The 21519-nt window shown below is 63.9% G+C and carries 19 protein-coding genes; 2 read left to right on the top strand and 17 right to left on the bottom strand.

The annotated features are described in order from the left end of the window. Window positions 1–407: 407 nt before the first annotated feature. The 15 genes from Q0K02_RS03040 to Q0K02_RS02970 form a co-directional block, all read right to left on the bottom strand. Window positions 408–962, bottom strand: coding sequence for a hypothetical protein (locus Q0K02_RS03040; protein WP_294484963.1), 555 nt, complete (start codon window positions 960–962; stop codon window positions 408–410). Between the two features lie 59 nt (window positions 963–1021). Continuing rightward, window positions 1022–1510 (bottom strand): glycine zipper 2TM domain-containing protein, encoded by a 489-nt coding sequence (locus tag Q0K02_RS03035; RefSeq protein ID WP_294484962.1) that lies wholly within the window; start codon window positions 1508–1510, stop codon window positions 1022–1024. Window positions 1511–1756: 246 nt separating this feature from the next. Then, window positions 1757–2020 carry an RNA-binding protein gene (locus Q0K02_RS03030; RefSeq protein WP_294484960.1) on the bottom strand — a complete coding sequence of 88 codons (264 nt, stop codon included), beginning with the start codon at window positions 2018–2020 and terminating at the stop codon, window positions 1757–1759. 730 nt (window positions 2021–2750) lie between these two features. Continuing rightward, window positions 2751–4814, bottom strand: a complete 2064-nt coding sequence (mutL, locus tag Q0K02_RS03025; RefSeq protein ID WP_294484957.1) for a DNA mismatch repair endonuclease MutL — start codon at window positions 4812–4814, stop codon at window positions 2751–2753. Between the two features lie 594 nt (window positions 4815–5408). Further along, on the bottom strand, window positions 5409–6089 hold the full coding sequence (locus Q0K02_RS03020; protein WP_294484955.1) for a 3'-5' exonuclease: 681 nt from the start codon (window positions 6087–6089) through the stop codon (window positions 5409–5411). 462 nt (window positions 6090–6551) lie between these two features. Continuing rightward, complete coding sequence (mnmE, locus tag Q0K02_RS03015) at window positions 6552–7964, bottom strand: tRNA uridine-5-carboxymethylaminomethyl(34) synthesis GTPase MnmE (protein WP_294484953.1); 1413 nt, start codon at window positions 7962–7964, stop codon at window positions 6552–6554. Continuing rightward, a complete protein-coding gene (locus Q0K02_RS03010; RefSeq protein ID WP_294484952.1) occupies window positions 7961–8539 on the bottom strand; it encodes a tetratricopeptide repeat protein in 579 nt (192 codons plus the stop codon). The genes mnmE and Q0K02_RS03010 overlap by 4 nt, the downstream gene beginning before the upstream one ends. Beyond that, complete coding sequence (locus Q0K02_RS03005; RefSeq protein ID WP_294484950.1) at window positions 8532–8666, bottom strand: CcmD family protein; 135 nt, start codon at window positions 8664–8666, stop codon at window positions 8532–8534. The genes Q0K02_RS03010 and Q0K02_RS03005 overlap by 8 nt, the downstream gene beginning before the upstream one ends. A 31-nt stretch (window positions 8667–8697) precedes the next feature. Then, a complete protein-coding gene (gene ccsA / locus Q0K02_RS03000) occupies window positions 8698–9396 on the bottom strand; it encodes a cytochrome c biogenesis protein CcsA (protein WP_294484948.1) in 699 nt (232 codons plus the stop codon). Continuing rightward, on the bottom strand, window positions 9396–10076 hold the full coding sequence (locus tag Q0K02_RS02995) for a heme exporter protein CcmB (RefSeq protein ID WP_294484946.1): 681 nt from the start codon (window positions 10074–10076) through the stop codon (window positions 9396–9398). Before Q0K02_RS02995 ends, ccsA (Q0K02_RS03000) begins: the two co-directional genes overlap by 1 nt. Then, on the bottom strand, window positions 10070–10714 hold the full coding sequence (locus Q0K02_RS02990; RefSeq protein ID WP_294484945.1) for an ABC transporter ATP-binding protein: 645 nt from the start codon (window positions 10712–10714) through the stop codon (window positions 10070–10072). Before Q0K02_RS02990 ends, Q0K02_RS02995 begins: the two co-directional genes overlap by 7 nt. Window position 10715: 1 nt before the next feature. Then, a complete protein-coding gene (ccsA, locus tag Q0K02_RS02985; protein WP_294484942.1) occupies window positions 10716–12632 on the bottom strand; it encodes a cytochrome c biogenesis protein CcsA in 1917 nt (638 codons plus the stop codon). Window positions 12633–12717: 85 nt separating this feature from the next. Beyond that, window positions 12718–13128 (bottom strand): cytochrome c maturation protein CcmE, encoded by a 411-nt coding sequence (locus Q0K02_RS02980; protein WP_294484941.1) that lies wholly within the window; start codon window positions 13126–13128, stop codon window positions 12718–12720. A 154-nt stretch (window positions 13129–13282) separates the two neighbouring features. After that, on the bottom strand, window positions 13283–14338 hold the full coding sequence (locus Q0K02_RS02975) for a hemolysin family protein (protein WP_294484940.1): 1056 nt from the start codon (window positions 14336–14338) through the stop codon (window positions 13283–13285). 189 nt (window positions 14339–14527) lie between these two features. Further along, window positions 14528–14917 (bottom strand): helix-turn-helix domain-containing protein, encoded by a 390-nt coding sequence (locus tag Q0K02_RS02970; protein WP_294484994.1) that lies wholly within the window; start codon window positions 14915–14917, stop codon window positions 14528–14530. Between the two features lie 148 nt (window positions 14918–15065). Here Q0K02_RS02970 and Q0K02_RS02965 point away from each other — a divergent pair, with 148 nt between their 5' ends. Then, entirely contained in the window at window positions 15066–15281 is a 216-nt protein-coding gene (locus Q0K02_RS02965) for a heavy metal-associated domain-containing protein (protein WP_294484939.1), read from the top strand. A gap of 335 nt (window positions 15282–15616) precedes the next feature. Then, on the top strand, window positions 15617–17908 hold the full coding sequence (locus Q0K02_RS02960) for a heavy metal translocating P-type ATPase (protein WP_294484937.1): 2292 nt from the start codon (window positions 15617–15619) through the stop codon (window positions 17906–17908). Window positions 17909–18015: 107 nt separating this feature from the next. Here Q0K02_RS02960 and Q0K02_RS02955 read toward each other — a convergent pair whose 3' ends face one another. Both Q0K02_RS02955 and lon read right to left on the bottom strand, forming a co-directional pair. Next, window positions 18016–18867, bottom strand: coding sequence for an aldo/keto reductase (locus tag Q0K02_RS02955; RefSeq protein ID WP_294484934.1), 852 nt, complete (start codon window positions 18865–18867; stop codon window positions 18016–18018). Window positions 18868–19071: 204 nt separating this feature from the next. Further along, a complete protein-coding gene (gene lon, locus Q0K02_RS02950) occupies window positions 19072–21507 on the bottom strand; it encodes an endopeptidase La (RefSeq protein WP_294484932.1) in 2436 nt (811 codons plus the stop codon). Window positions 21508–21519 lie beyond the last annotated feature (12 nt).

Genomic DNA, 21519 nt, shown 5'->3' with positions numbered 1-21519 from the left:
ACGGTCGGGCGCGCTGCGGGGCAAATGTTTCAGGCGGGCGTGAAAGAAGGACGGGCGTTTTCCGGCAAAGGCGTCGGTGCGGCGGAAACACCGATGAGAGGCGTCTTTCGCCGTCTCGGGCAAGCGCCCGTCGGCTCCCCGAACGCTTTCGGCCGAAACTGACGCTTTCGCGGCGCGGGAGGAGGCGGGGCGCTGGTGCGCGTCCGTCTGGCCGCCTGCCTGTCTTCCGGCCTGCGTCGCCTTGCGGCAGCGCAGAGGGAGCGCCTGGCTTCCGGCGGCGCAGCGTCCGTAACCAGCAAGTCCGCTCTTCCGCGGTGGGGCGGAAGAGCGGACTGCGCGTGAAACGAAAAGGCGCTTCGGAACGTTTCGTCCGCGACGCGGACGGCCCGAAGACGAGGCCGGAAGAACTAGCGGTTGAAGGAGCGGGCGTAGAGCTCCACGATGGCCCGGCGGCCGTTGGCTTCCAGGAAGCGGGTGCCGGTGGCGGTGAAGCGCGAATGCTTGATGATGGGATCGTCCTTCTTCACCCATTCGTCGTTGATCCAGCGGAACCAGGCGTCCTTCTTCTGATCGAAGACGAGCAGGGGCTTGTTGCACAGCTTGGCGAATTCCGCGCCCCAGCCGGTGCCGCCCTTGACGGTCTTGTCTTCCTGAATTTCACCGACGACGAGCACTTCGCTGCCGCTGCTGACCTGCCAGCAGATGGACTGGAGGACTTTGCGGAACAGCGGAGCGCGGGTGTATTCGCGGCCCATGAGGCGGGAAACATAGGTCATGCTGACGTCCTTGAGCGCCAGTTCGTCCTGAGTGAGCACGCGAACGCCGCGCGTGCGCTCTATCTGATGGCCTTCAAAGCTGTAGTTGACCTCTTCGATGCCCCAGGCTTCGGCCTGAGCTCCAAAGAACTGTTCAGCACCGGCAGCGCCGCCGCTGAAAAGAACGCACTGTTTCGGATCAAGCATCTGGTCCTCCCAGAGTAGATGGTGTTACGGAAAAGGATAAATATGGATCCTGCGGAGGATCAGTATTCAGGTTCGACGCGACGGGTGCCGTTGGCTCCCACGACGATGCGCACGCGCTGGCCGGGAGTGATGTAGGGATCCTTGCCCTGAACGATGACTTCTTCGCTGCCGTTGTCGTAGCGCACGGTGATCTGCAGGCCTGTCTGCTGCGAGGCGAGATTGCCCGCGCCCGCGCCTGCCGCGCCGCCGAGCAGCGCGCCGCCCACGGTGGCGAGGGTGCGGCCGGAGCCGCTGCCTATGGTGCTGCCGATGACGCCGCCCGCAATGGCGCCGATGACGCCGCCGACGGTCTGCTTGGAGCTTGCGCCGCTGTTGATGTTGACTTCCCTGACTTCCGTGGCCGTGGCGCGGTACACGGTAAAGGACTGACGCGCTTCACCGGCGTTGTAGTCGTAACCGCCGAGCTGCGGTCCGCATCCCGGAAGCGCGGGAAGGGCGACCGCCATGGCTGCGGCCAGAATCAGGGCCGACGACTTACGAAAACGCATAACAGTCTCCTGTAAAGACGAAATGGAAACAAGAGTGCTTCCATCATAACCAGCTTGCGGGGAATGTCCAGTTAAGAACGCCTTGCGCTGCGTCTGCGCGCGGAAAATCCGGCCCGCCCTGCGCGGTCGGAGGGGAAAGTTGCGTCCGTTCTGCGCGCGGGCAAAAGCGCGGTGAACGGCGCGGACATTAAATAAAAGACCCCGGCAAGCCGGGGTGGAACAAGGCTGCTTGGACAGCCTCAGTGACTAGTAGCGGGGACGGGGAGCACGGGGCTTCGCTTCGTTCACGCGCAGGGTGCGTCCGCCGAAGCTGGTGTTGTCCAGAGCTTCAATGGCGGCAGCGGCCGCGGGATCTTCCATCTCGACAAAACCAAAACCACGGGCGCGCCCGGTTTCACGGTCGCTCACCAGCTTTACGGAGAGCACGTTGCCGTAGGGGGCAAAAAGATTCTGAACCTGCTCTTCGGTGGCGGACCAGGGAAGATTCCCGACATAAATAGACTTGGCCATGAGAAAAACCTCACACAAAAGAAATCTAAAACCCACACCCTGCTCCGGCAAACCGATTGCCCAGAGTGTCTCTCCTGTCTATCAGCTATGCCCCAACGGCAAGATCAAGTCAATGCGTCTTTGGTATTTTTTTCTCATTTTATCAGCCCGGAAAGTTCTTTTTTCCCCTGTTATTGCAAATAAATACGCCGTGTCGGAAAGAAATCTGGAGAGAATTTCAGATATTTTTTGGAGAGGAGAAGAAATATGCCTCAGATCGCCGGAATCAGTGCGCCTCAGAGCGCATCCCCTGCGGAAAGGGCGGGCGGGTAGAAATATCGGAAGAAAAATAAATGTTGAGTGATATGAGTGAATTATACTTGTGTGTCTGAGCTTGTGAATGAAGTCGTGAATGGTGCGTTCCGCGCGGCGGGCGGTTTTGCGGCGCACGGAGCCGCCAAAAGGGCGGCTGAGCCGCTTTCGGCGCGGGCTGGCGCGGAAAGGCGGCCGATTGACGGCAGCGCGAGTCGGGCGGGGGAGCGGCGGACGGCGCAGGAGTTATGCAAGAAAGAGGCGGCACGCGGCATCGGCGCTCAGACGGAGGAAGGTTTCGGGGGCGGGCAGTTTTTGGCTGGCTGCACGGCGCTCGGCGCGCAAGCGGAGAACCGGCAGGGGGGCTGCCGCCGCGGACCGTGCGCGCCGAAGGAAGCGGAGGCGCTTCGGCAAAAAGGCGCGCTTCTTCCGGCGAAGGTCAGGACTGCCGCCGCTTGAACAGCTTTTCGAGATCGGCCTTTTCCAGCGTCACGGCGCAGGGTCTGCCGTGAGGGCAGAAGTCCGGCGATTCCGTGCGCAGCCACTGCCGGATGAGATGCATGGCGTCGTCGGGCGTGAGATGCTGCCCCGCGCGGATGGCCGTGGCGCAGGCGTGATGAATCCACACGCTCTCCAGATCGTCCACGCGCCCGGAGAGCGCCTCGCGCAGAAAGGCCGAGGCTTCGGCGCGGTCCATTTCCGGGGGCATGGTCTGCACGAGGCACTGATTGCCCCGGCACGAGGTTTCAAAGCCGAGCCTGAGCAGGTTGTCCCGAATCTCCAGCAGGCGTTCCGTTTCCGCGGGGTGCAGATCCATCTTGAGCGGCACGAGCAGCGGCTGCGCCACGCCGCGCGAGCCGCCGTTGCGGAACTTTTCATAGAAGATGCGTTCGTGCATGGCGTGCTGATCCAGAATCAGCAGCGTGTCGTCGTTCTGGGAAAGCACGAGATAGGTGCGGGCCACCTGACCGAGATAGCGGAAGCCGCGCAGGGGCGAGACGTCCGCGCTCTGCTCTGGCCGCGTCTCCGGCAGCGGGAGATCGAGAGGCTTCGGCGCGGCCTTGATTTCCGGCGCAGTCGCTGTTGCCTCCGCAGGCGTCGCAACGGGCGCGGAGGGCGCAGGCTGCGCTTCGGAGGGCTGGCTTTCCGAGGACTCGACAAAAGGTTCGGCGTCTTCCGGCTCCCGGTTCACGGGCAGGGGCGGCACGGATGCGGAGCGCGGATGCGGCACGGCAAAGCCCGTCTTTTCGCGGACGACGCTTTTGTTCAATCGCCCGGTGACGAAGTCCCGTTCGGGCATGCTGCGTTCGCGAAGTCCCGCGGGGCCGTCGTCCTGAAAGTCAAAGGATGAGCGGGGCGGGGTTTTCTGCTTCGGCATCACGCGCACGGCGTCGGCCTCGCCCCAGAAGCCCAGCGGGCGAGCAGGGCGTTCCTTGTCCTGCGGGGCGGTGGCGTCCGCGCGTTCGGCAAAGCGTTCGGATGCGAGCGGCACGCCCGCCAGCGCGCTGCCCACGGCGCGCAGCACGGCGGCGAACACGGTCTGCTCGTCGCGGAAGCGGACTTCGTTCTTGGCGGGATGCACGTTGACGTCCACTTCCTCGGGCGGCATGTCGATGAACAGCACGGTCTGCGGATAGTCGCGGCTGGTGAGACGGCCCTGATAGACCTGACGCACGGCGCGCATGAGCAGTCTGTCGTTGACGGCGCGGCCGTTCACATAGAAGAGCATGCGGTCGGCGCGCGGCTGCGAGGAGCGCGGATCGGAGGTGAGACCGTGCAGATGCATGCCCGACGTCGTCACGTCGAAGGGACGCAGGGCGTCCACCACGGCGGGCGGCCACAGCAGGGCCATGCGCTGCGCGAGCGTCTGCCCCGCCTCGAAGCGGACGAGCTCCCGGGAACCGGCCTTGAGCGTGAAGCCGACGTCCATGCGGGCGAGGGCGAGCCTGGTGAAGAGTTCCTGCGCTTTTTTCTGTTCCGTGGCGGGCGTTTTCAAAAATTTCAGTCGTGCGGGAATGTTGGAGAACAGCTCGGAAACCTCCACCACGGTGCCCTGATTGAGCGCCGCCGGGGCCACGGAGCGGATGGAGCCGTAAAGCACGTCGATGCAGAAGGCCTCGCCGGTGGAGCCGTCGTCTTCCAGCGGGGCGGACGTCATGCGGAAGCGCGACACGGACGCAATGCTGGGCAGGGCCTCGCCGCGGAAGCCGTAGGAGCGGATGTTCATGAGATCGGCCACGTCGGCGATTTTGCTGGTGGCGTGACGGGTCACGGCAAGCTCAAGCTGATCGCCGCTCACCCCGCGGCCGTTGTCGGTCACGCGGATCATGGTCTGACCGCCGTTTTCCAGTTCCACCAGCACGCTGGTAGCACCGGCGTCGAGACTGTTTTCCACAAGTTCCTTGACCACGCTGGCCGGACGTTCCACCACTTCGCCGGCGGCGATCTGGTTGGAGAGTTCGGGAGGAAGCAGGCGGATGATTTTTTTGGCGTTCGTGTTCATGGGAGTCCTTTGCTTGAGTGACGCGCGGCGTTGCGACTGATATTTTCGGGCGAAACGTCAGGAAGTCAAGACGGGGAAAGAGAAGCGGCGCGTCGGCGGAGTCGCCCGGCGGGCCGGGAGCGTTGCGGGGAGAGCCGGAGAGAAGCTGCGGCAGAGGGGCGCGGGAAAAGGCGAGGGAAAAGAGGAAAGAGAGGGGCCGTGTTCGGGGCGTCGGACGCGGGAACATTCGGCGCGCCGGAGATGGGCAAACGCGGCAGACCGTCACGGCGGGGGAAAAATCGCGTTTTTCAGGGGGGCGGAGGTCGGAAATGTGCTTCGGCGTTCGGCAACGCGCGCTGCGGTTTGCGAGCGTGAATCGTGTTTGTGAGCGCGCCGTCGGAGGGGGCAGCGCCGCATTTCTGGGAGTGTCTCGTCCGTGGAGCCGCTCGCCTGGAGCGCTGCGTGTTGGGAACATCTTGTCCGGAGTTCCGCGTCTTGGGCGCGAGCATCATTCGGGCTGCCGTGTCCCGGCCTGTTGTCGCGCCTGTCTGGCGCGCGGCCCTTTTCCCGGGACGGGCGTGGGCACAGATGAGAAAAATGCGCCCTGCGTTAGAATCAGGCGGATTTTTTCACCTTGCGCTGACGCGGCGGCTGACTGCCGCCCTGACGCAGCATGTGGAAATACAGTTCGCGTCCCACCCAGGCGTCGGTGGCGGCGTATTTTATCTGCTGCACGGTGAGTTCGTGGTTTTCCCAGTTGGAGCACTGGGCGCTTTTACTGATGCGGAAGCCCAGCAGATTGGCGGCCAGGGTGCGCAGGCCCTGCGCCTGAATGCCGCGCGCGCGGGCCATGGCGGCAAGATCCGCCACGCCGTCGGCCACAAAGGGATGAATGCGGGCAAGGGCCTTCATGTCGTCGTGAATGGCCACGCCGGCCTTCAGCACGCGGGGGGAGGACAGCAGTTCGGCCACGGCTTCGGAAAAGGGCGTATGCGTGAGCTGAATGAGGTACACGGTTTCCGCCGTGGCAAGCTGAATGAGGGCCGGGCGGCAGGTCTTGCCCTTGGTGAAGGTGGGACGGGTCTCGGTGTCGAAGCCGAGCACGTTCTCCTGCCACAGATCGTTCAGCGCCGCGGCCAGCGCGTCTTCGTCCTGCACGAGCACGACGGGCCCTTCCCAGGCGCGGAGGGGGAGAAGATTGATTTCCTCCTTGCTCAGGGACGGCTGAAGAACGACGGGCGAGAGCGACTGTCGATGCGGAGCGCGGGACGGGGAAGATGCGTTGTTGCCGGACATAAATAATACCTTTCTGGCGAGACTAGCATGGAAAGACAGAGGGGGCAAGCCGTCTGCTGCCGCTCTGGCGGAGTCCGTGAGGGAACGTATGTTCCGCCGGACAGTTACGGTAAAAATAACGACACGTTATGCAAAAAGTTGCCGTCATGCGTTCGTTTTCTCCGGTATTGCCGGAGCGCGAAGGCGGCAAGCGTTCCTGCATGCGCTGTTCGTCGTCTGTTGCCTCGCGGGAGGCTCATGCGTTGCAGAGATTGAAGACAAATATTCCGCCTCCGGACGCCGATGAGAGTCCGGAGGCGGAAAAACGCGTCGATGACGCCGTCTTCAAGAATCGCGCAGGGCGTTCTTGCGGCGATTCCGCCGCGTTTCAACATTCGGCAGGAAAGCCGCTGCGGCAGCATGCCTGTTTTTTCCGGCAACGTCGCCTTCATGAGAGGCCAGGTTGCGCGCTGTTTTGCCGGGTTACTTGCCTATGCAGAAGGAAGAGAAAATGGCGTTCAGCGTGTCTTCCGTGCTGTTCAGACCGGTGATGTCCGCCAGATGCGCGCTGGCCGTTTCCAGATGGATGCTGCAAAGATCCGGCGGCACGGACAGGGCGATGGCCTTTTTCAGCGCTTCGAGCGCTTCGAGCGCCCGGCGGAGCTGACTTGCCTGACGGAGATTGGGCGCAATGTCGCCTTCTTCCGGCGTTTCGTCCTTGAGGCAGAGGCGGCGGATGGCGGCGGCAAGCTCGTCCACGCCTTCGCCGCTGCGCGCGCTCACGGGCAGCACGTCTGCACCGTGGAAGCGGCGCGCTCTCTCCGGCAGCGGGCAGAGATCGGCCTTGTTCCAGACCACGAGGCAGCGTTCCGGCCCCAGTTCGTCCACGAGCGCGCCTTCGGCGCGGAAGGCGTCGTCGAGGTCTGCATTTTCGCGGGAGAGCGAGCCGTCGAGCACGAGCAGCACGCAGCGCGCGTTCTTCGCGAGTTCGCGGCCGCGGCGCATGCCTTCAAGCTCGATGCTGTCTTCGCTGTGATCGCGCAGCCCTGCGGTGTCCACAAGGCGCACGGGAAGCCCCGCCAGCGTGGTCTGTTCTTCCAGATAGTCGCGCGTGGTGCCCGGCTTTTCCGTGACAATGGCGCGCTCGCGGCCGAGAAAGGCGTTCATGAGGCTCGACTTGCCCGCGTTCACCCGGCCGGCCAGCACCACGAGCGCGCCTTCGCGCCAGCAGCGGGCCCTTTCATATCCGGCAAGCAGCGCGCGAATGCCCGCGGCCACTTCGTCGGCAATGGCGGTAAACTCCTGCGGCGGCAGGCATTCGCCTTCTTCGTCGGGAAAGTCGATGGCGAGGCAGACGCGCTGCCGCAGATATTCGAGCCTTTCCCGCAGCGCCTCCACCCGGCGGCCGAGAAGGCCGTCCAGCTTGGCCGACGCGAGGTACACCCCTTCGCGCGAGGGCGCGGCAATGATTTCGGCCACGGCTTCGGCCTGAGAGAGATCCATGCGTCCGTTCAGAAAGGCGCGCCGGGTGAACTCGCCGCGTTCGGCCATGCGCGCGCCGCGCGAAAGCACGGAGTCGAGCAGCGCGGCCAGCACGGCCGGGCCGCCGTGACCCTGAATTTCGGCGCAGTCTTCGCCGGTGAAGGAATGCGGTCCGGGAAAGAACACCACGAGCGCGTCGTCCGCTTCGCGGCCCTCGGCGTCGAGCACGTGACCGTGATGCAGCATGCGCGGGGTGAAGTCCCGGAAGTTCTTGCCCGCAGGGCGGAACATGGCGCGCAGAATGTCGTGCGACTTCGGGCCGGATAGGCGTATGACGCCGACTCCGCCGGCTCCGGGAGCCGTGGCCACCGCCGCTATGGTGTCCGCCGCCTCGAAATGTCCGCCGGCGCTCATTTGTCGAGCTCCGCCTTGATCATGGAGGCAAGCGCCGGATCTTCGCAGATGCGGGCCGCGATTTCATAGTTTTCGCGGGCCTTGTTCTCCTGCTTGAGGTGATAGCGGTAGATAACGGCCAGGCTGTAGCGGGTGGCGGCGTCGTCCTTCAGGCTGATGGAGCGCTCAAGCTGTTTGGCGGCTTCGTCCCACGCGCCTTCGCGGGAGAGAAGCACGCCCATGATGTAGGGCGGTCTCGCGTCCGACGGCGCGGCGACGAGCGCGCGTTCCGTCATGCTCTTTGCGCCTTCGTTGTCGCCCTGCTCGGCGAAGATGCGGGCGATTTCCAGCAGCGTGTCCACGTCGTTGGGGTTGTCCTTCATTTTCTGCATGAGGCTCATCACGGCCTGCCCCTGCGGGGAGTCCGCGCCCTGTTCCATCATGCTGCGCGGCGCGTCCGCGGCGGCGGAAGTCTGTGCGGCGCGCTGACGGATGAGCGGATGATCGCCCATGCGCCAGGCGATGGAGAGCGCGAACATGACCACGATGCCGAGCCCGAGAGCCCCCAGAACGATGCGGCGGGAGGAATTAGTCATGGTCGGCCTCCCACTGGGAAAGACGACGTTCAAGCCTCTTCTGTGAGGCGGCAAGAAAGGCCGTGTAAAGCCCGAGTCCTATCCAGAGCGCGGCGTTTGCCGCCATGAGCCAGGAAACCGCAGTCATGTGGTATGTCTCCCCGCCTTTCGGCGCAGTATCAGAGTTGTTCGTTTTCGGAATCGGCCATCATACGTTCAAACATCAGGGCGTCGAGCCTGCGGCCGAGCGCCATCTGACGGTAGCGCACCAGAAGCAGGGCGAGCCACAGCACGCCGAAGCTCGCCACGCATGCGATGACGGCCACGGCCATTTCAGGTTCGAGTCCGCCGCCCTGCGAGGCGAACACCGCAGGATGAATGGATCGCCACAGTCTGGCCGACAGAAACACCAGCGGAACGTCGAGAAAACCGGCGATGGCCACCACGGAACAGAGCGCCGCGCGGCGGTTTTCCGGCATGGGCATGGAGCGCAGCGCCATGCAGCCCGCGTAGATGAACCACAGGATGAGGGCCGTGGTCAGGCGCGGATCCCACGTCCACCACACGCCCCAGGAGTGCCGCCCCCAGATGGAGCCCGTAATGAGCGTGAGCGTGCAGAAGAGCATGCCCAGCTCCACGGCGGAGGCGGAAAGCAGATCGTACTTCGGGGCGCGGGTTTTCAGGTACAATACGCCCGCGACGCAGGCAAGGCCGAAGCTGATGAGCCCCCACCAGGCCAGCGGCAGATGAATGTAGAAGATTTTCTGGGCCATGCCCATGACCTGTTCTTCAGGGGCGTACACAAAAATGAGCCACTGACACGCGGCCAGGGCAAATCCGCCCAAAAGGGCGAGAATGGCGGTGCGGGAATGAAGCATCAGTCGTCTCCGCTGTAAACGAAGGGGAAAAGAAGAAGCCCGGCGGCGAGGAACAGGCCGTCGAAGGCGGCGGCAAGACCGATCCAGCGCAGGGCGTCGTCGAGCATGGGGTCGGGGTCGATGCCCATGGAAACAAGACGCACGCCGGCAAGCAGCATGGGCACGAGCAGGGGAAAAAGCACGATGGACAGCAGCGACTCTCTTCCGCCGCGCCCCACGGAGAGCGCGCCGAGCAGGGAGCCGGACGCCGCCATGCCCACGTCGCCGAGGGCGATGCCGATCAGCGCGAAGAGCCAGGCGGAGCCGAGATGCTGACCGAGAAAGACGAACACCGCGGGCACGAACACGCACTGCGCCACGGCCATGAGCAGCAGCCCGGCAAGAGCCTTGCCGAGCCACACGCCCTGCACGGGCGCGGGAAGCAGCACGAGGCCGAGCCTTGCCTGAGCGGTTTCCTCCACGGCGTAGAGCATGTTGAAGATGAGCACCTGACAGAAGGCCGAGGCCAGCCAGAACATGGCGGCGGCCGCCTGCGGACTGAGTCTGTCTCCGGCGTTCAGCGACAGGCTGAACAGGAACACGAGCAGCAGGCCGAGCAGCAGCGCCTGCATGAGGCCTGCGCCGCGGGAAAGAACGAGCTTCAGATCCTTGCCGCAGAGGGCGAGAGCGCACTTCAGCATGAGAGTCCTCCCGCCTCTTCCCTGAGAGACCTGTTTTCCAGCGTGAGTATGCGGTCGGCGTGACGGGCGTCCGAGGCCGTGTCGTGACTTATCCAGAGCACGGCCGCGCCTTCGCTTCTGGCCTTCAGCATGAGTTCCATGAGCATGCGGCGCGAAGAGACGTCGAGGCCGGTGGCCGGTTCGTCGAGCAGAATGAGCGAGGGCTCGGAGAGCAGCAGACGGGCAAGATTGAGCCGCTGCGCCATGCCCCGGGAAAAGATGCCCGCCCTCTCATGGGCATGTCTGGCGAGTCCCACGGTTTCCAGCGCCCTGCGGGCGCGTTCCACGGGCCGGTCGAGCCCTGCGGCCCGGGCCCAGAAAAGCAGATTTTCCTCCGCGTCCAGCCCCGGATAAAGGAAGGTGGCGTGCGCCATGTACCCGAGCTTTGCTTCGGGCACGAGGCGCTTCACGGAACCGGCGTCCGGCTTCGTGAGGCCCGCCATCACGCGCATGAGCGTGGATTTGCCCGCGCCGTTGGCTCCGGCCAGCAGGCTGAGCGTGCCCGGCATGAGCGCCACATCGACGCGGCGGAACAGCAGCCTCGGCCCGAAGGCCTTGGCCACGCCGCGAAGTTCCAGAAGAGGGCGAACCTCGTCCATGTCAGTTGTCCGCGCCTTCCGGCTGATCTGCCGCGTCCTGGGGACGACGCCTGCGGCGCAGGCCGAGCAGCGGAGCCAGACTCATGAGCGCGCCGCCTATCCACAGCCAGTTGACCAGCGGATTGGAGCTCATGCGCAGCACGGCCTTCGTGCCGTTCACGCCGAGCAGGGTGGCGTAGAATTCGCTGCCGAGGGAAGGATGCGTGGTGGCTTCCGAAAAGGCGTAGCGCGGGAACTTGTCGTACAGGCGGCGCTGCGGCGACACCGTGCCCACCACGCTGCCGTCGCGGGAGAGCTGGAGCTCGGCTTCAATGAATTCAAAGGTGGCGTCCCGGCCTTCGTAGAGATTGGAGAGCGTCACGGTGTAGGGGCCCACCTGGGCCGCAGCGCCGCGGGCGAGTTCCAGTTCCACTTCCTGCTTGTAGGGGCCGGAGAAGGAAATGCCGAGGGCCACGAGCGCCACGCTGACGTGGACGAGGCAGGCCATGAGCGAAGGCATCCACGCGCGGGTGGATTTTTCCGCGAGCAGCAGCGCCATGCTGACCAGAAGGGCCACGCTGAGCGAGGCGCTCATGAGCGGCAGCGCCTGCTGCACGCCCGTGCGCCAGAACACGATAAGCGCGCCGAAGAAGGCGGCGAGCACGATGAGCATCTTGCGCCAGTTGCGCAGACCGCCCTGCCAGCGCAGCCAGGGGCAGGTCACGAGAATGGCCAGCATCACGGTAAAGAGCGGCAGGCACACGCGGTTGTAGAAGTGCTGATCCAGACCGACGGGGCGTTCGGTCCAGAGCTTGCTGATGACCGGCCAGAGCGTGGCGAGCAGAATGATGAGGCCGAGGGCCATGAGCAGCCACACGGTCATGACCACGAAGCCTTCGCGGGTTTCGAGGCCGCCGAGCTCGCGGTTGTTTTCATCTTTGGCGAGCGCGGAGATGAAGGTGATGATGACGAGGAAGGCCAGCACGAAGAAGAGCAGATAGGGGCCCGTGCCGTTGCCGCCGAAGGCGTGAACGGAATTGACCACGTCGCCGCGCACGAGATAGGTGGCGAAGAAGGCCGAAACCGTGGTGAGGCTCATGAGGAAGATGTTGACGCGATGCAGCTTGCCGCGCCTTGTTTCCACAATGCCGGTGTGCAGGGCGGCCGTGCCGATGAGCCAGGGCAGCAGGGAGGCGTTTTCCACGGGGTCCCAGGCCCAGTAGCCGCCCCAGCCGAGTTCCATGTAGGCCCACCAGCCGCCGAGCACGATGCCCGCGGTGAGGAAGAGCCAGCCGGTGAGGGTGAAGGGACGGGCCACGTCGAGCCAGTGCATGGGATCCTTTTCGGAGCTCATGGCCTGGGCGAGGGCCAGACAGCCGGGAATGACGAAGCCGCCGTAGCCGAGGAAGAGCAGCGGCGGATGGAAGATCATGCCGGGGTTCTGGAGCAGAGGATTGAGGCCCTGACCGTCGGCCGGAGCGGGCACGGTGATGAGGAAGGGATTGCTCCAGGTGGAGAGCAGCAGGCCGAAGAAGGCCATGATGGCGAGGAAGAACACGAGGAACCAGCTTCTGGTTTCCAGGGAGAGGCTGCGGTAGGTGCGGGTGAAGAGAAAGGCGGTGCCGCACACGGAAACCATGAGGGCCCAGAACATGAGGGAGCCTTCATGCCCGCCCCAGAAGGCGGTGCAGCGATAGAAGAGCGAGAGGGCCCTGTCGGTGTAGCTTGCCACGTAGTCCACGGAAAAGTCGCTGACCACGAGGGCGTACATCAGCACGCCGGAGGCGGCGAGCAGACAGAGGGAGCCGAGCCCCTGGGCGTATTCGAGCCAGCGCAGTTCGGAATGCCTGCCCTGCCAGAGCTGCGCCGTGCCGATGGCTGCGCCCGCCAGAGAACAGAACAGGGTGACGAGAAGACAGATATAGGCGGCAAGATACATGAAAACTCCTGAAAGACGGAAGGAAAACGGGCGTGAGGGAGCCGGGACGACAACAAGGGAACGGTTTCAGGCCGTTCCCTTGTTGTCAGGCGTGCTCCCGATTGCTTTTTTCGTACTTGGAGGGGCACTTGGTCATGAGCGTCTTCGCCGCGAAGTCGCGCCCCTCCATGCGGCCTTCGACGATGACTTCCGCGCCTTTTTCAAAGGTGTCCGGCAGCGCGCCGCGATAGTGTACCCGGATGACCTTTTCGGGCTGTTCCAGATCGCGCAGCGTAAAGCTCGCGCCGAGGCCGTTCTGCGCCTTGACGATGTCGTCGGAGGCCACGCCGAACAGTCTGGCGGACTTCAGTTTTTCCGAAGGCATGGCCACCGCCTCGGATACGTTGAGATGATACATGCTGCCCTCGGACAGGGCAGACCAGAGCATGAATCCCACGCCTCCGGCCAGGAGAACGAAAGCCGTGAGATAGATGCGGAGATTGTTTTTCGTGGACATGTTTCACCTCCTGAGGATGCCTCAAGCATCGGTCAGGCTGCTGCCGTTTTCAGTGATCTGGATCACCGGGGAAGGCGGAACGAAAGAATATTATTTCGTTCCGTGAGAACTCTGACAGATTTGATGCGCTCTTGCAAGTAGGAATTGTTCCTGTTTAGTGCGTATCGATGTGTTCGTTTCGCGCCGAGGCCGTGGTCTTGGCGCGGCGGCTTCTGGCCACGGCGCGCAGATCGGCGGCCACGTCGCTTTCGTCCACGATTTCTCGGCCGAGCATCTCTTCCATGACGTCCTCAAGGGATATCACGCCCGCAAGTCCGCCGTACTCGTCGAGCACGGCGAAGAGGTGCTGATGCCGTTCCAGAAATTCGGCGAGCACCTTGTCGAGGGTGAGCGATTCGAGCACGAAGTGTACGGGCTGCATGATCTCGCCGAGCTTCATGTTGCCTTCGTGGGCGTCGCGATGCAGCACCACGTCGCGGCGCAGCACGAGGCCCACGATGTCTTCGTTGTCCTCGGCGTACACGGGAATGCGGCTGAAATGCCAGAAGGAGGGCATGGCGTGGGCTTCGTCCACGGTGCAGTTTTCCGAAAGGGAAAACACCACGGTGCGCGGGGTCATCACGTCGTGGACGCGCTTCTGATCGAGGGCGAGAATGTTGCGGATGGCCGTTTCCTCATAGCTCTGAATCACGCCCGCCTGCCGGGAGATGCGGGCCATGGCGTTGATGTCGTCTTCGGTGGCTTCGGGGCCGGACTTCTTGGGCGTGATGAGCCGGGTGATCTGCCCGGAAAGCCAGGTGGCCGGGCGCAGCACGACGGTCATGCCGAGAAGGGGAAGGGCCAGCAGGCGGCCGAGCGCGCCGGGATAGGACACGCCCAGCGTCTTGGGAATGATTTCGCCGAAGAGCAGCACGAGCACGGTGAAGAGCGCGGCGAAGTAGGGCATGTTTTCCGGCCCGAGGGCCGAGGCGGCCAGCGCGCCCGCGAGCGATGCGCCCGCGGTGTTGGCAATGGTGTTCAGCGTGAGAATGGCCGAAATGGGCTGATCCACGTTGGAGCGCATGTGATACAGGATCTTGCCGGAGCGCGAACCTGATTCCTTCATTTTTTCAAGGGTGGTCCACGGAATGGAGTAAAGCATGGCTTCCATGGTGGAGCAGAGCGCGGAAATGGACAGGGCGAGAACGATGGTGATGATGAGGGCGGTCATGGCAGGGCCGGGGTTGAAGGTTAATGCGCGTCATTCTAGCCGAAGAAGGCGGACACGGCAATGGGATTGCCGCACAGCCTCGCGAGGCGTCCGAAGATTTTTCCGAGGCGGCGAAAGGCGTGCGCGTTTTCTCGGTGAAGCGTCGGAAGAGAAAGCGCGTGCAGGCCGTGTGCTGCCCGGGAAAAGGCGTCAGGGCAGAGGCTCCATGGAGCAGTTGGCGCAAAGGCCCTTGCGTTCGAGGCAGCGGCTGCCCCATTCGTACATGGATTCCAGCACGGGACGTATGCTCCGACCGAATTCGGTGAGGGAGTATTCCACGCGCGGCGGAATGACGGGAAAGATTTCCCGGTGCACGAGACCGTCGCCTTCGAGTTCCCTGAGTTGCTGGGTCAGCATTTTCGGCGTGGCCGCGGGCACGGCGCGGCGCAGCTCGGAAAAGCGCATGGGGCCGGAAGAAATCAGCTTCCAGAGAATGAGCGTTTTGTATTTGCCGCCTATCATGCCGAGCGTGGCTTCCACAGGGCAGTGGCGCTCGGAGTCGGCCGTCGGCGCGGGCTGGGCGCAGCAGCAGGTGTTCATTGCCGTCATAACGGTATCCTCCAGGATACTATATACCGAAAAAGTACGTTCTTGCTTATAAAATATTCATAGCTATACAAGAAACGTAAGTCAAACGAAGCCGCGGCCACGCGCTGCGGCTCTCCGAAAGGAAAAAAGGAGATTCGCCATGAAGAAAGTCATTTGCATTGAAGGCATGCGCTGCGGCCACTGCACTTCCAACGTGGAAAAGGCTCTGCGCGGCATTTCCGGCGTCAGCGACGTGAAGGTGGAACTTGAAGCCAAGACCGCCACGGTGGAAGCCGACGATTCCGTGTCCGACGACGCTCTCAGGAATGCCGTGGACGACCTCGGCTTTGAAGTCAGGCAGATCCGCCAGGCGTAACGCGATTTTTCCGGCGGAAGCTGTGCCTTGCACGGCGTTCGGCCTGAGCCGGAAGAAAACGTCAGCCTGACCGCATGCGTCACGTCGGGGCCGGTCGCCCTTTCCCTGCGGCAACCGGCCCCGAAAACTCTTCGGCGCGGGTCTCGGCGATCCTGCCGTCCTGCGTTTTTGAACATCCGAACTTGTGGCCCGCGTGCCTCGGCGTCGTTTTTGTCGCTCGCGGAAGGCGGACGCAGGCATATTTTTGCGGCGAGCCGGTGCTCTCCGGTCCGCCGAATCGTTTCCGCGCCTTCGGCGCTGCAAAAGAGCGACCGTCATCAAGAGAGAAGTGCTCCATGAACAACAATCCCGAGATACTCAGGTTCCGCATCGACGGCATGGCCTGCGGCGCCTGTTCCGCCCGCTCGCAGAAGGCGCTCTGCAAGATGAAGGACATAGACAGCGCCACGGTGAGTCTTGCCGACGGCACCGCCCAGGTGCGTCCCGCGGAGGGCGCGCTGGACAACGGTCTGGACGCCTTTATTCAGGAAGTCACGGACAGAGTGGACAAGCTCGGCTTCAAGGCGTCCTATCTTCCTCCGGACGTGGACGAACACGACTTGTGGGAAAGCGAGCAGGAAAAGACCAGAGCCGACCTTGCCGTGCGCCGCCGTCATCTCGTCACGGAATTCATTTTTGCCGTGCCGCTCGTTGTGGTGGCCATGGGCAGTCACTGGGGCATGCCGCTGCCTGCGTGGCTTTCTCCCCACGACAGCCCGCTGATCTTTGCCCTGTTCCAGCTTCTGCTAACGCTGCCCATCATCTGGTCGGGCCGCGATTTTTACCGTCACGGCATTCCGCTGCTTCTGCGCGGCGCTCCCAACATGGATTCCCTCGTGGCCATGGGCACGGGCGCGGCGCTGCTCTACAGCCTGTGGAGCACGCTGGAAATCGCTGCGGCCGCCTCGTCCGAGGAGACTCATCAGGCCGTCATGGGCCTGTACTACGAATCCGCAGGCATGCTCATCGCCCTGATTTCTCTGGGCAAGTATCTGGAAGCCGTTTCCCGCACCAGAACCTCGGAAGCCATCCGCGGGCTCATGGAGCTCACGCCCGAGCAGGTGGAGCGCATGCTGCCCGACGGCAGCGTGAAGGAAATTCCCGTGCGGGCGGTCATGCCCGGCGACAGGCTGCTCATCAAGCCCGGCTCGCGCATTCCCGTGGACGGCGTGGTGGATTCCGGCGCGTCGTCGCTCGACATGTCGAGCCTGACGGGCGAATCCATGCCCGTGGACGTGGCGGAAGGCGACGAAGTCAACGCCGGCACCCTGAACATCAGCGGAGCCTTCGTCATGGAAGCCCGCCGCGTGGGTTCGGACACGGCCCTTGCCCGCATCATTCATCTGGTGCGCGAGGCGCAGGGCTCCAAGGCTCCCATTGCGGGGCTGGCCGACCGCATCAGTCTGTATTTCGTGCCCGCGGTCATGGCCGTGGCCACGGCGGCGGCGCTCGCGTGGCTGTTCTTCGGCGATCTGCCCTTCGGCGACGCGCTGCGCGTGTTCGTGGCCGTGCTCGTGGTGGCCTGCCCCTGCGCGCTCGGCCTTGCCACGCCCATGTCCATCATGGTGGCCACGGGACGCGGCGCGCAGCTCGGCGTGCTCATGAAGAACGGCACCGCTCTGGAAGCGTCCGGCCATCTCGACACCATCGTGTTCGACAAGACGGGCACGCTGACGGAAGGCAGCCCCCGCCTGGTCAGCCTGCACGCCGAGGGCATGGACGAAAACGAAGCGCTGGCGCTGGCCGCTTCGCTGGAAGCCGGTTCCGAACATCCGCTGGCGAAGGCCGTGCTCGGCGAAGCGGAAAAGCGCGGCCTTGCGACCTCGGCCGTGGAGGACTTTCGCGCCGTGGGCGGCTCCGGCGTGATCGGCCGCGCGGACGGGCATGAGCTTCTGCTCGGCAATGAGCGCCTGCTTGCCGATCACGGCGTGACGCTTTCCTCCGAACAGAAGGCCCTTGTGGTTTCGCTGGCCGACGACGGCCAGACGCCGCTTCTGCTGGCCCGGGACGGCGCGTTTGTCTCCGTGCTCGGGGTGGCCGATCCGCTGCGCGAGGAAACGCCCGGCGTGATCCGCGATCTGCGCGCCATGGGCTGCCGCGTCATGATGCTGAGCGGCGACAACGAGCGCACCGCGCGGGCCGTGGCCTCGCGGGCGGGCATCGACGACGTGGTGGCGGGCGTGCTGCCCGACGGCAAGGAAAAGGTGGTGGCCCGGCTGCAGTCCGAAGGCAGACGCGTGGGTATGGTGGGCGACGGCATCAACGACGCGCCTGCGCTGGCCCGCGCGGACGTGGGCATGGCCATGGGTTCGGGCATCGACGTGGCCATGGAGGCCGGAGACGTGGTGCTTCTGCGCGGCCTGCCCGGCGTGAAGACGGCGCTCGGCCTCGGGCGCGCCACGCTCTCCAACATCCGCCTGAGCCTGTTCTGGGCCTTTGCCTACAACGTGCTGCTCGTGCCGGTGGCGGCGGGCGTGCTGCTCCTGTTCGGCGGCCCGGCCATGTCGCCCATGCTGGCGGGCGCGGCCATGTCGCTTTCCTCCGTGTCCGTGGTGCTCAACGCCCTGCGCCTGAGAACCTTCCGCTGATTGCGGCATCGAGGAATGAAAAAGCCCCGGCAACAATGTTGTCGGGGCTTTTTTCTGCGCTCTGCCGGGAAGGCGCGCAGGCTTTGCGAGACGCCCGCGCGGCGCTCTCAGATGTCGTAGCGGATGGAGCAGAGCCGCTTCACCACGGCGGGATCCCTGTGATCGAAAAACAGGCTCTTGTCGGTGTCGAGCGAGGCGATGAGGTCCATGTCGTCCGTATCCAGGGTGAAGTCGAAGATGTCGAAGTTTTCAGCCATGCGTTCCGGCCGCACGGTTTTGGGAATGGCGACCACGTTCCGCTGATTCAGCCAGCGCAGCACCACCTGCGCCGTGGTTTTTCCGTGCTTTCTGGCTACGTCCAGAAGCACGGGATTGCGGAACAGATCGTTTCGGCCTTCGGCAAAGGGGCCCCACGATTCCATGCGCACGCCGTATTCCTCCATGACGGCCGAGGCCTCCCTCTGCTGACAGAAGGGATGCGTTTCCACCTGATTCACGGCAGGTACGACGCTGTTGTGAATGATGAGATCGACCAGTCTGTCGGGCGGGAAGTTGCTCACGCCGATGGCGCGGATTTTTCCTTCGCTGTAGAGTTCCTCCATGGCGCGCCAGGAGCCGTACACGTCGCCGAAGGGCTGATGGATGAGGTACAGATCCACGTAGTCCGTGCCGAGGCGCTTCAGCGAAGAGGCAAAGGCCGCCTTCGTTTCTTCGTAGCCCATGTTCTGGAGCCACAGCTTGGTGGTGAGAAACACTTCGTCGCGTTGCAGACCGCTGCGGCGCAGCGCCTTGCCCACGGCTTCTTCGTTGACGTACGCGGCGGCGGTGTCGATGTGCCGGTATCCGGCGGCGAGGGCCGCGCTCACGCAGGATTCGCAGATATCCGCGTCGGGAATCTGATAGACGCCGTAGCCCAGCATGGGCATGCTGACGCCGTTGTTCAGGGTGATGTACTGCATGATGCTCTCCGTTCTGCCGGGCGACGCCCGGGTTCCGGCGTTCTGCGCGGGTTCGGCGCGACGCCTGCTTAAAAGTATTGGACGAAGAGACGGGAGTACATGGCCGTTTCTCTTGAATTCTTGCCTGATTCTGCCGAAAAAGCCCGGCCGGGATATCCCGACCGGGCTTTTTTCAGCGGTGGTTTCAGAGCATGCGCAAAGGCGCTACAGCACGGCGCCGCCGAGGTCCCGGCTCAGGCTGCGGGAAGCCCGCAGGGAATGGGTCAGGGCCTGCGAGGCCTCGCCGGAGAAGATTTCCTCCCTGGAGGCCATGAGCGCAAGGGGCAGCACTTCGTCGGCGTCGCGCACGAAATGGATGTCGAGCGCCTTGAGGATTTCCTCGGGCACTTCCTTGAGATCCTTTTCGTTGTCCGCGGGCACGAGCACGGTTTTCATGCCGGAGCGGCTGGCGGCGAGCAGCTTTTCGCGCAGGCCGCCGATGGCGAGCACGCGGCCGCGCAGCGTGATTTCGCCGGTCATGCACACGTCGTCGCGCACGGGAATGCCGAGCAGGGCGGAGGCGATGGCCGTGGCGAGCGTGATGCCCGCCGAGGGGCCGTCCTTGGGCACCGCGCCTTCGGGCACGTGAACGTGAATGTCCACGTCCTTGTAGAAGTCGGGGCGCAGGCCGAGCTGGCTGGAGCGCGACCGGATGTAGGAGAAGGCCGCCTGGGCCGATTCCTTCATCACGTCGCCGAGCTTGCCCGTGACCTGGATTTTGCCATTGCCGGGCATGATGACGGTTTCGATGTACAGAATGTCGCCGCCTGCGCCGGTGTAGGCGAGTCCGGCCACCACGCCGGGCTGCGGATGATTTTCCTTCTCGTCGTAGCGGTACTTCTTCACGCCGAGGAAGTCCTCAAGATCCTTGCTCTCGATGTTTACGCACAGGGAGGTGTCGCCCGCGTCCACAAGGCGGATGGCCGTCTTGCGGCAGAGCGCGGCCACCTGACGTTCCAGATTGCGCACGCCGGATTCGCGCGTGTAGGAGCGGATGATCTCAAGCAGCGCCTCGTCGGAGAGATTCATGTTCTCCGGCTTGAGGCCGTGCAGCTTCCACTGCCGGGGCAGCAGGAACTCCCGCGCGATGTGCATCTTTTCGCCCTCAAGGTAGCTCGAGAGTTCCAGCACTTCCATGCGGTCGAGAAGCGGCGCGGGAATGCTCTGCATGGAGTTCGCCGTGGTGATGAAGAACACCTGCGAGAGGTCGTAGTCCATGTCGAGATAGTGATCGTTGAACGCGCAGTTCTGTTCGGGGTCCAGCACTTCGAGGAGCGCGGAAGCCGGATCGCCGCGGAAGTCCACGGTCATCTTGTCGATTTCGTCGAGGCAGAAGAGCGGATTGTTGGACTTGGCCCTTTTCAGCGCCATGATGATCTTGCCGGGCAGCGCGCCGATGTAGGTGCGGCGATGGCCGCGGATTTCGGCTTCGTCGCGCACGCCGCCCAGGGAGATGCGCACGAATTCGCGGCCCGTGGCCTCGGCAATGGACTTGGCGAGAGAGGTCTTGCCCACGCCGGGAGGCCCCACGAGGCAGAGGATGGGACCCTTGAGGCCGCCGGAGAGCTTCTGCACCGCGAGGTATTCCAGAATGCGGGTCTTGGCCTTTTCCAGACCGTAGTGACCGCCGTCGAGCACGGCGCGGGCCTTGTCGAGATCGATGTCTATCTTCTTGAGCTCGTTCCAGGGCAGGTCGATGATCCAGTCCACGTAGTTTCTGGCCACCACGTATTCCGAAGAGGCGGGCGGCATCTGACGGAGCTTGCGCACTTCGCGCAGGGCGCGTTCCCTTGCGTCTTCGGGCATGTTCTTGACCTTGAGCTTTTCCTCAAGTTCGAGAATTTCGGCCTGAATGTCGTCGTGACCGAGCTCCTTGTTGATGGCCTTGAGCTGCTCGGTGAGATAGTATTCCTTCTGATTCTGCTCCATCTGAGCCTTGACGCGGCTCTTGATGGTCTTGTCTATGCCGGAGGAGATGAGCTCGCCGCCGAGATATTCATAGACCTGACGCAGGCGCTGGCCCTGATCCAGCATTTCCAGGATGGCCTGCTTGTGCAGGTAGTCCACCTTGAGGCAGGGAGCCACGGCGTCGGCCAGCGTGCCCGGATCTTCAATGAGCGCAAAGGCCGCGAGCTGTTCGGGCGTGATGCGGCGGTTCTGACGGCAGGCTTCCGAAAGGGATTCCTGCAGGGCCTCCACCACGGCGGGCAGTTCTTCGTCCTTCGCGAGGGTTTCTTCCACGCGCACGGTGCGCAGGCGCGGGAAAGCCCGGTCGCCGAAGGCGGAGCTCGCGTTCAGCGGCAGCCACGAAGCGCGGTACAGCCCTTCGCACACGAGCTTGATGGTGTTGTCCTGAAGCCGGTCGGCGCGCAGCACGCGGCTGACCACGCCCATCTGAAACAGGTCTTCAGGGCCGGGCCGCTCGATGGCGGAACTGGTCTGCGCGACCAGAAATATCTGTTTGTCGTATTCGGTGACGGCGCTGTTGATGGCGCTTACCGACGCCGAACGCCCGACATGGAACGTCATGACGGCGTGAGGGAACATCACCACTTCACGCAAAGTGATGATGGGCAATTCCAGCGGAGTCTGTTCAGCCATAGGAACCTCGAT

It is taken from the genome of uncultured Mailhella sp., from assembly GCF_944324995.1.
In the GTDB taxonomy this organism is placed as follows: domain Bacteria; phylum Desulfobacterota; class Desulfovibrionia; order Desulfovibrionales; family Desulfovibrionaceae; genus Mailhella.
Note: the sequence above shows the minus strand (reverse complement) of the source record. Positions and strands in the feature narration are given on the sequence as shown.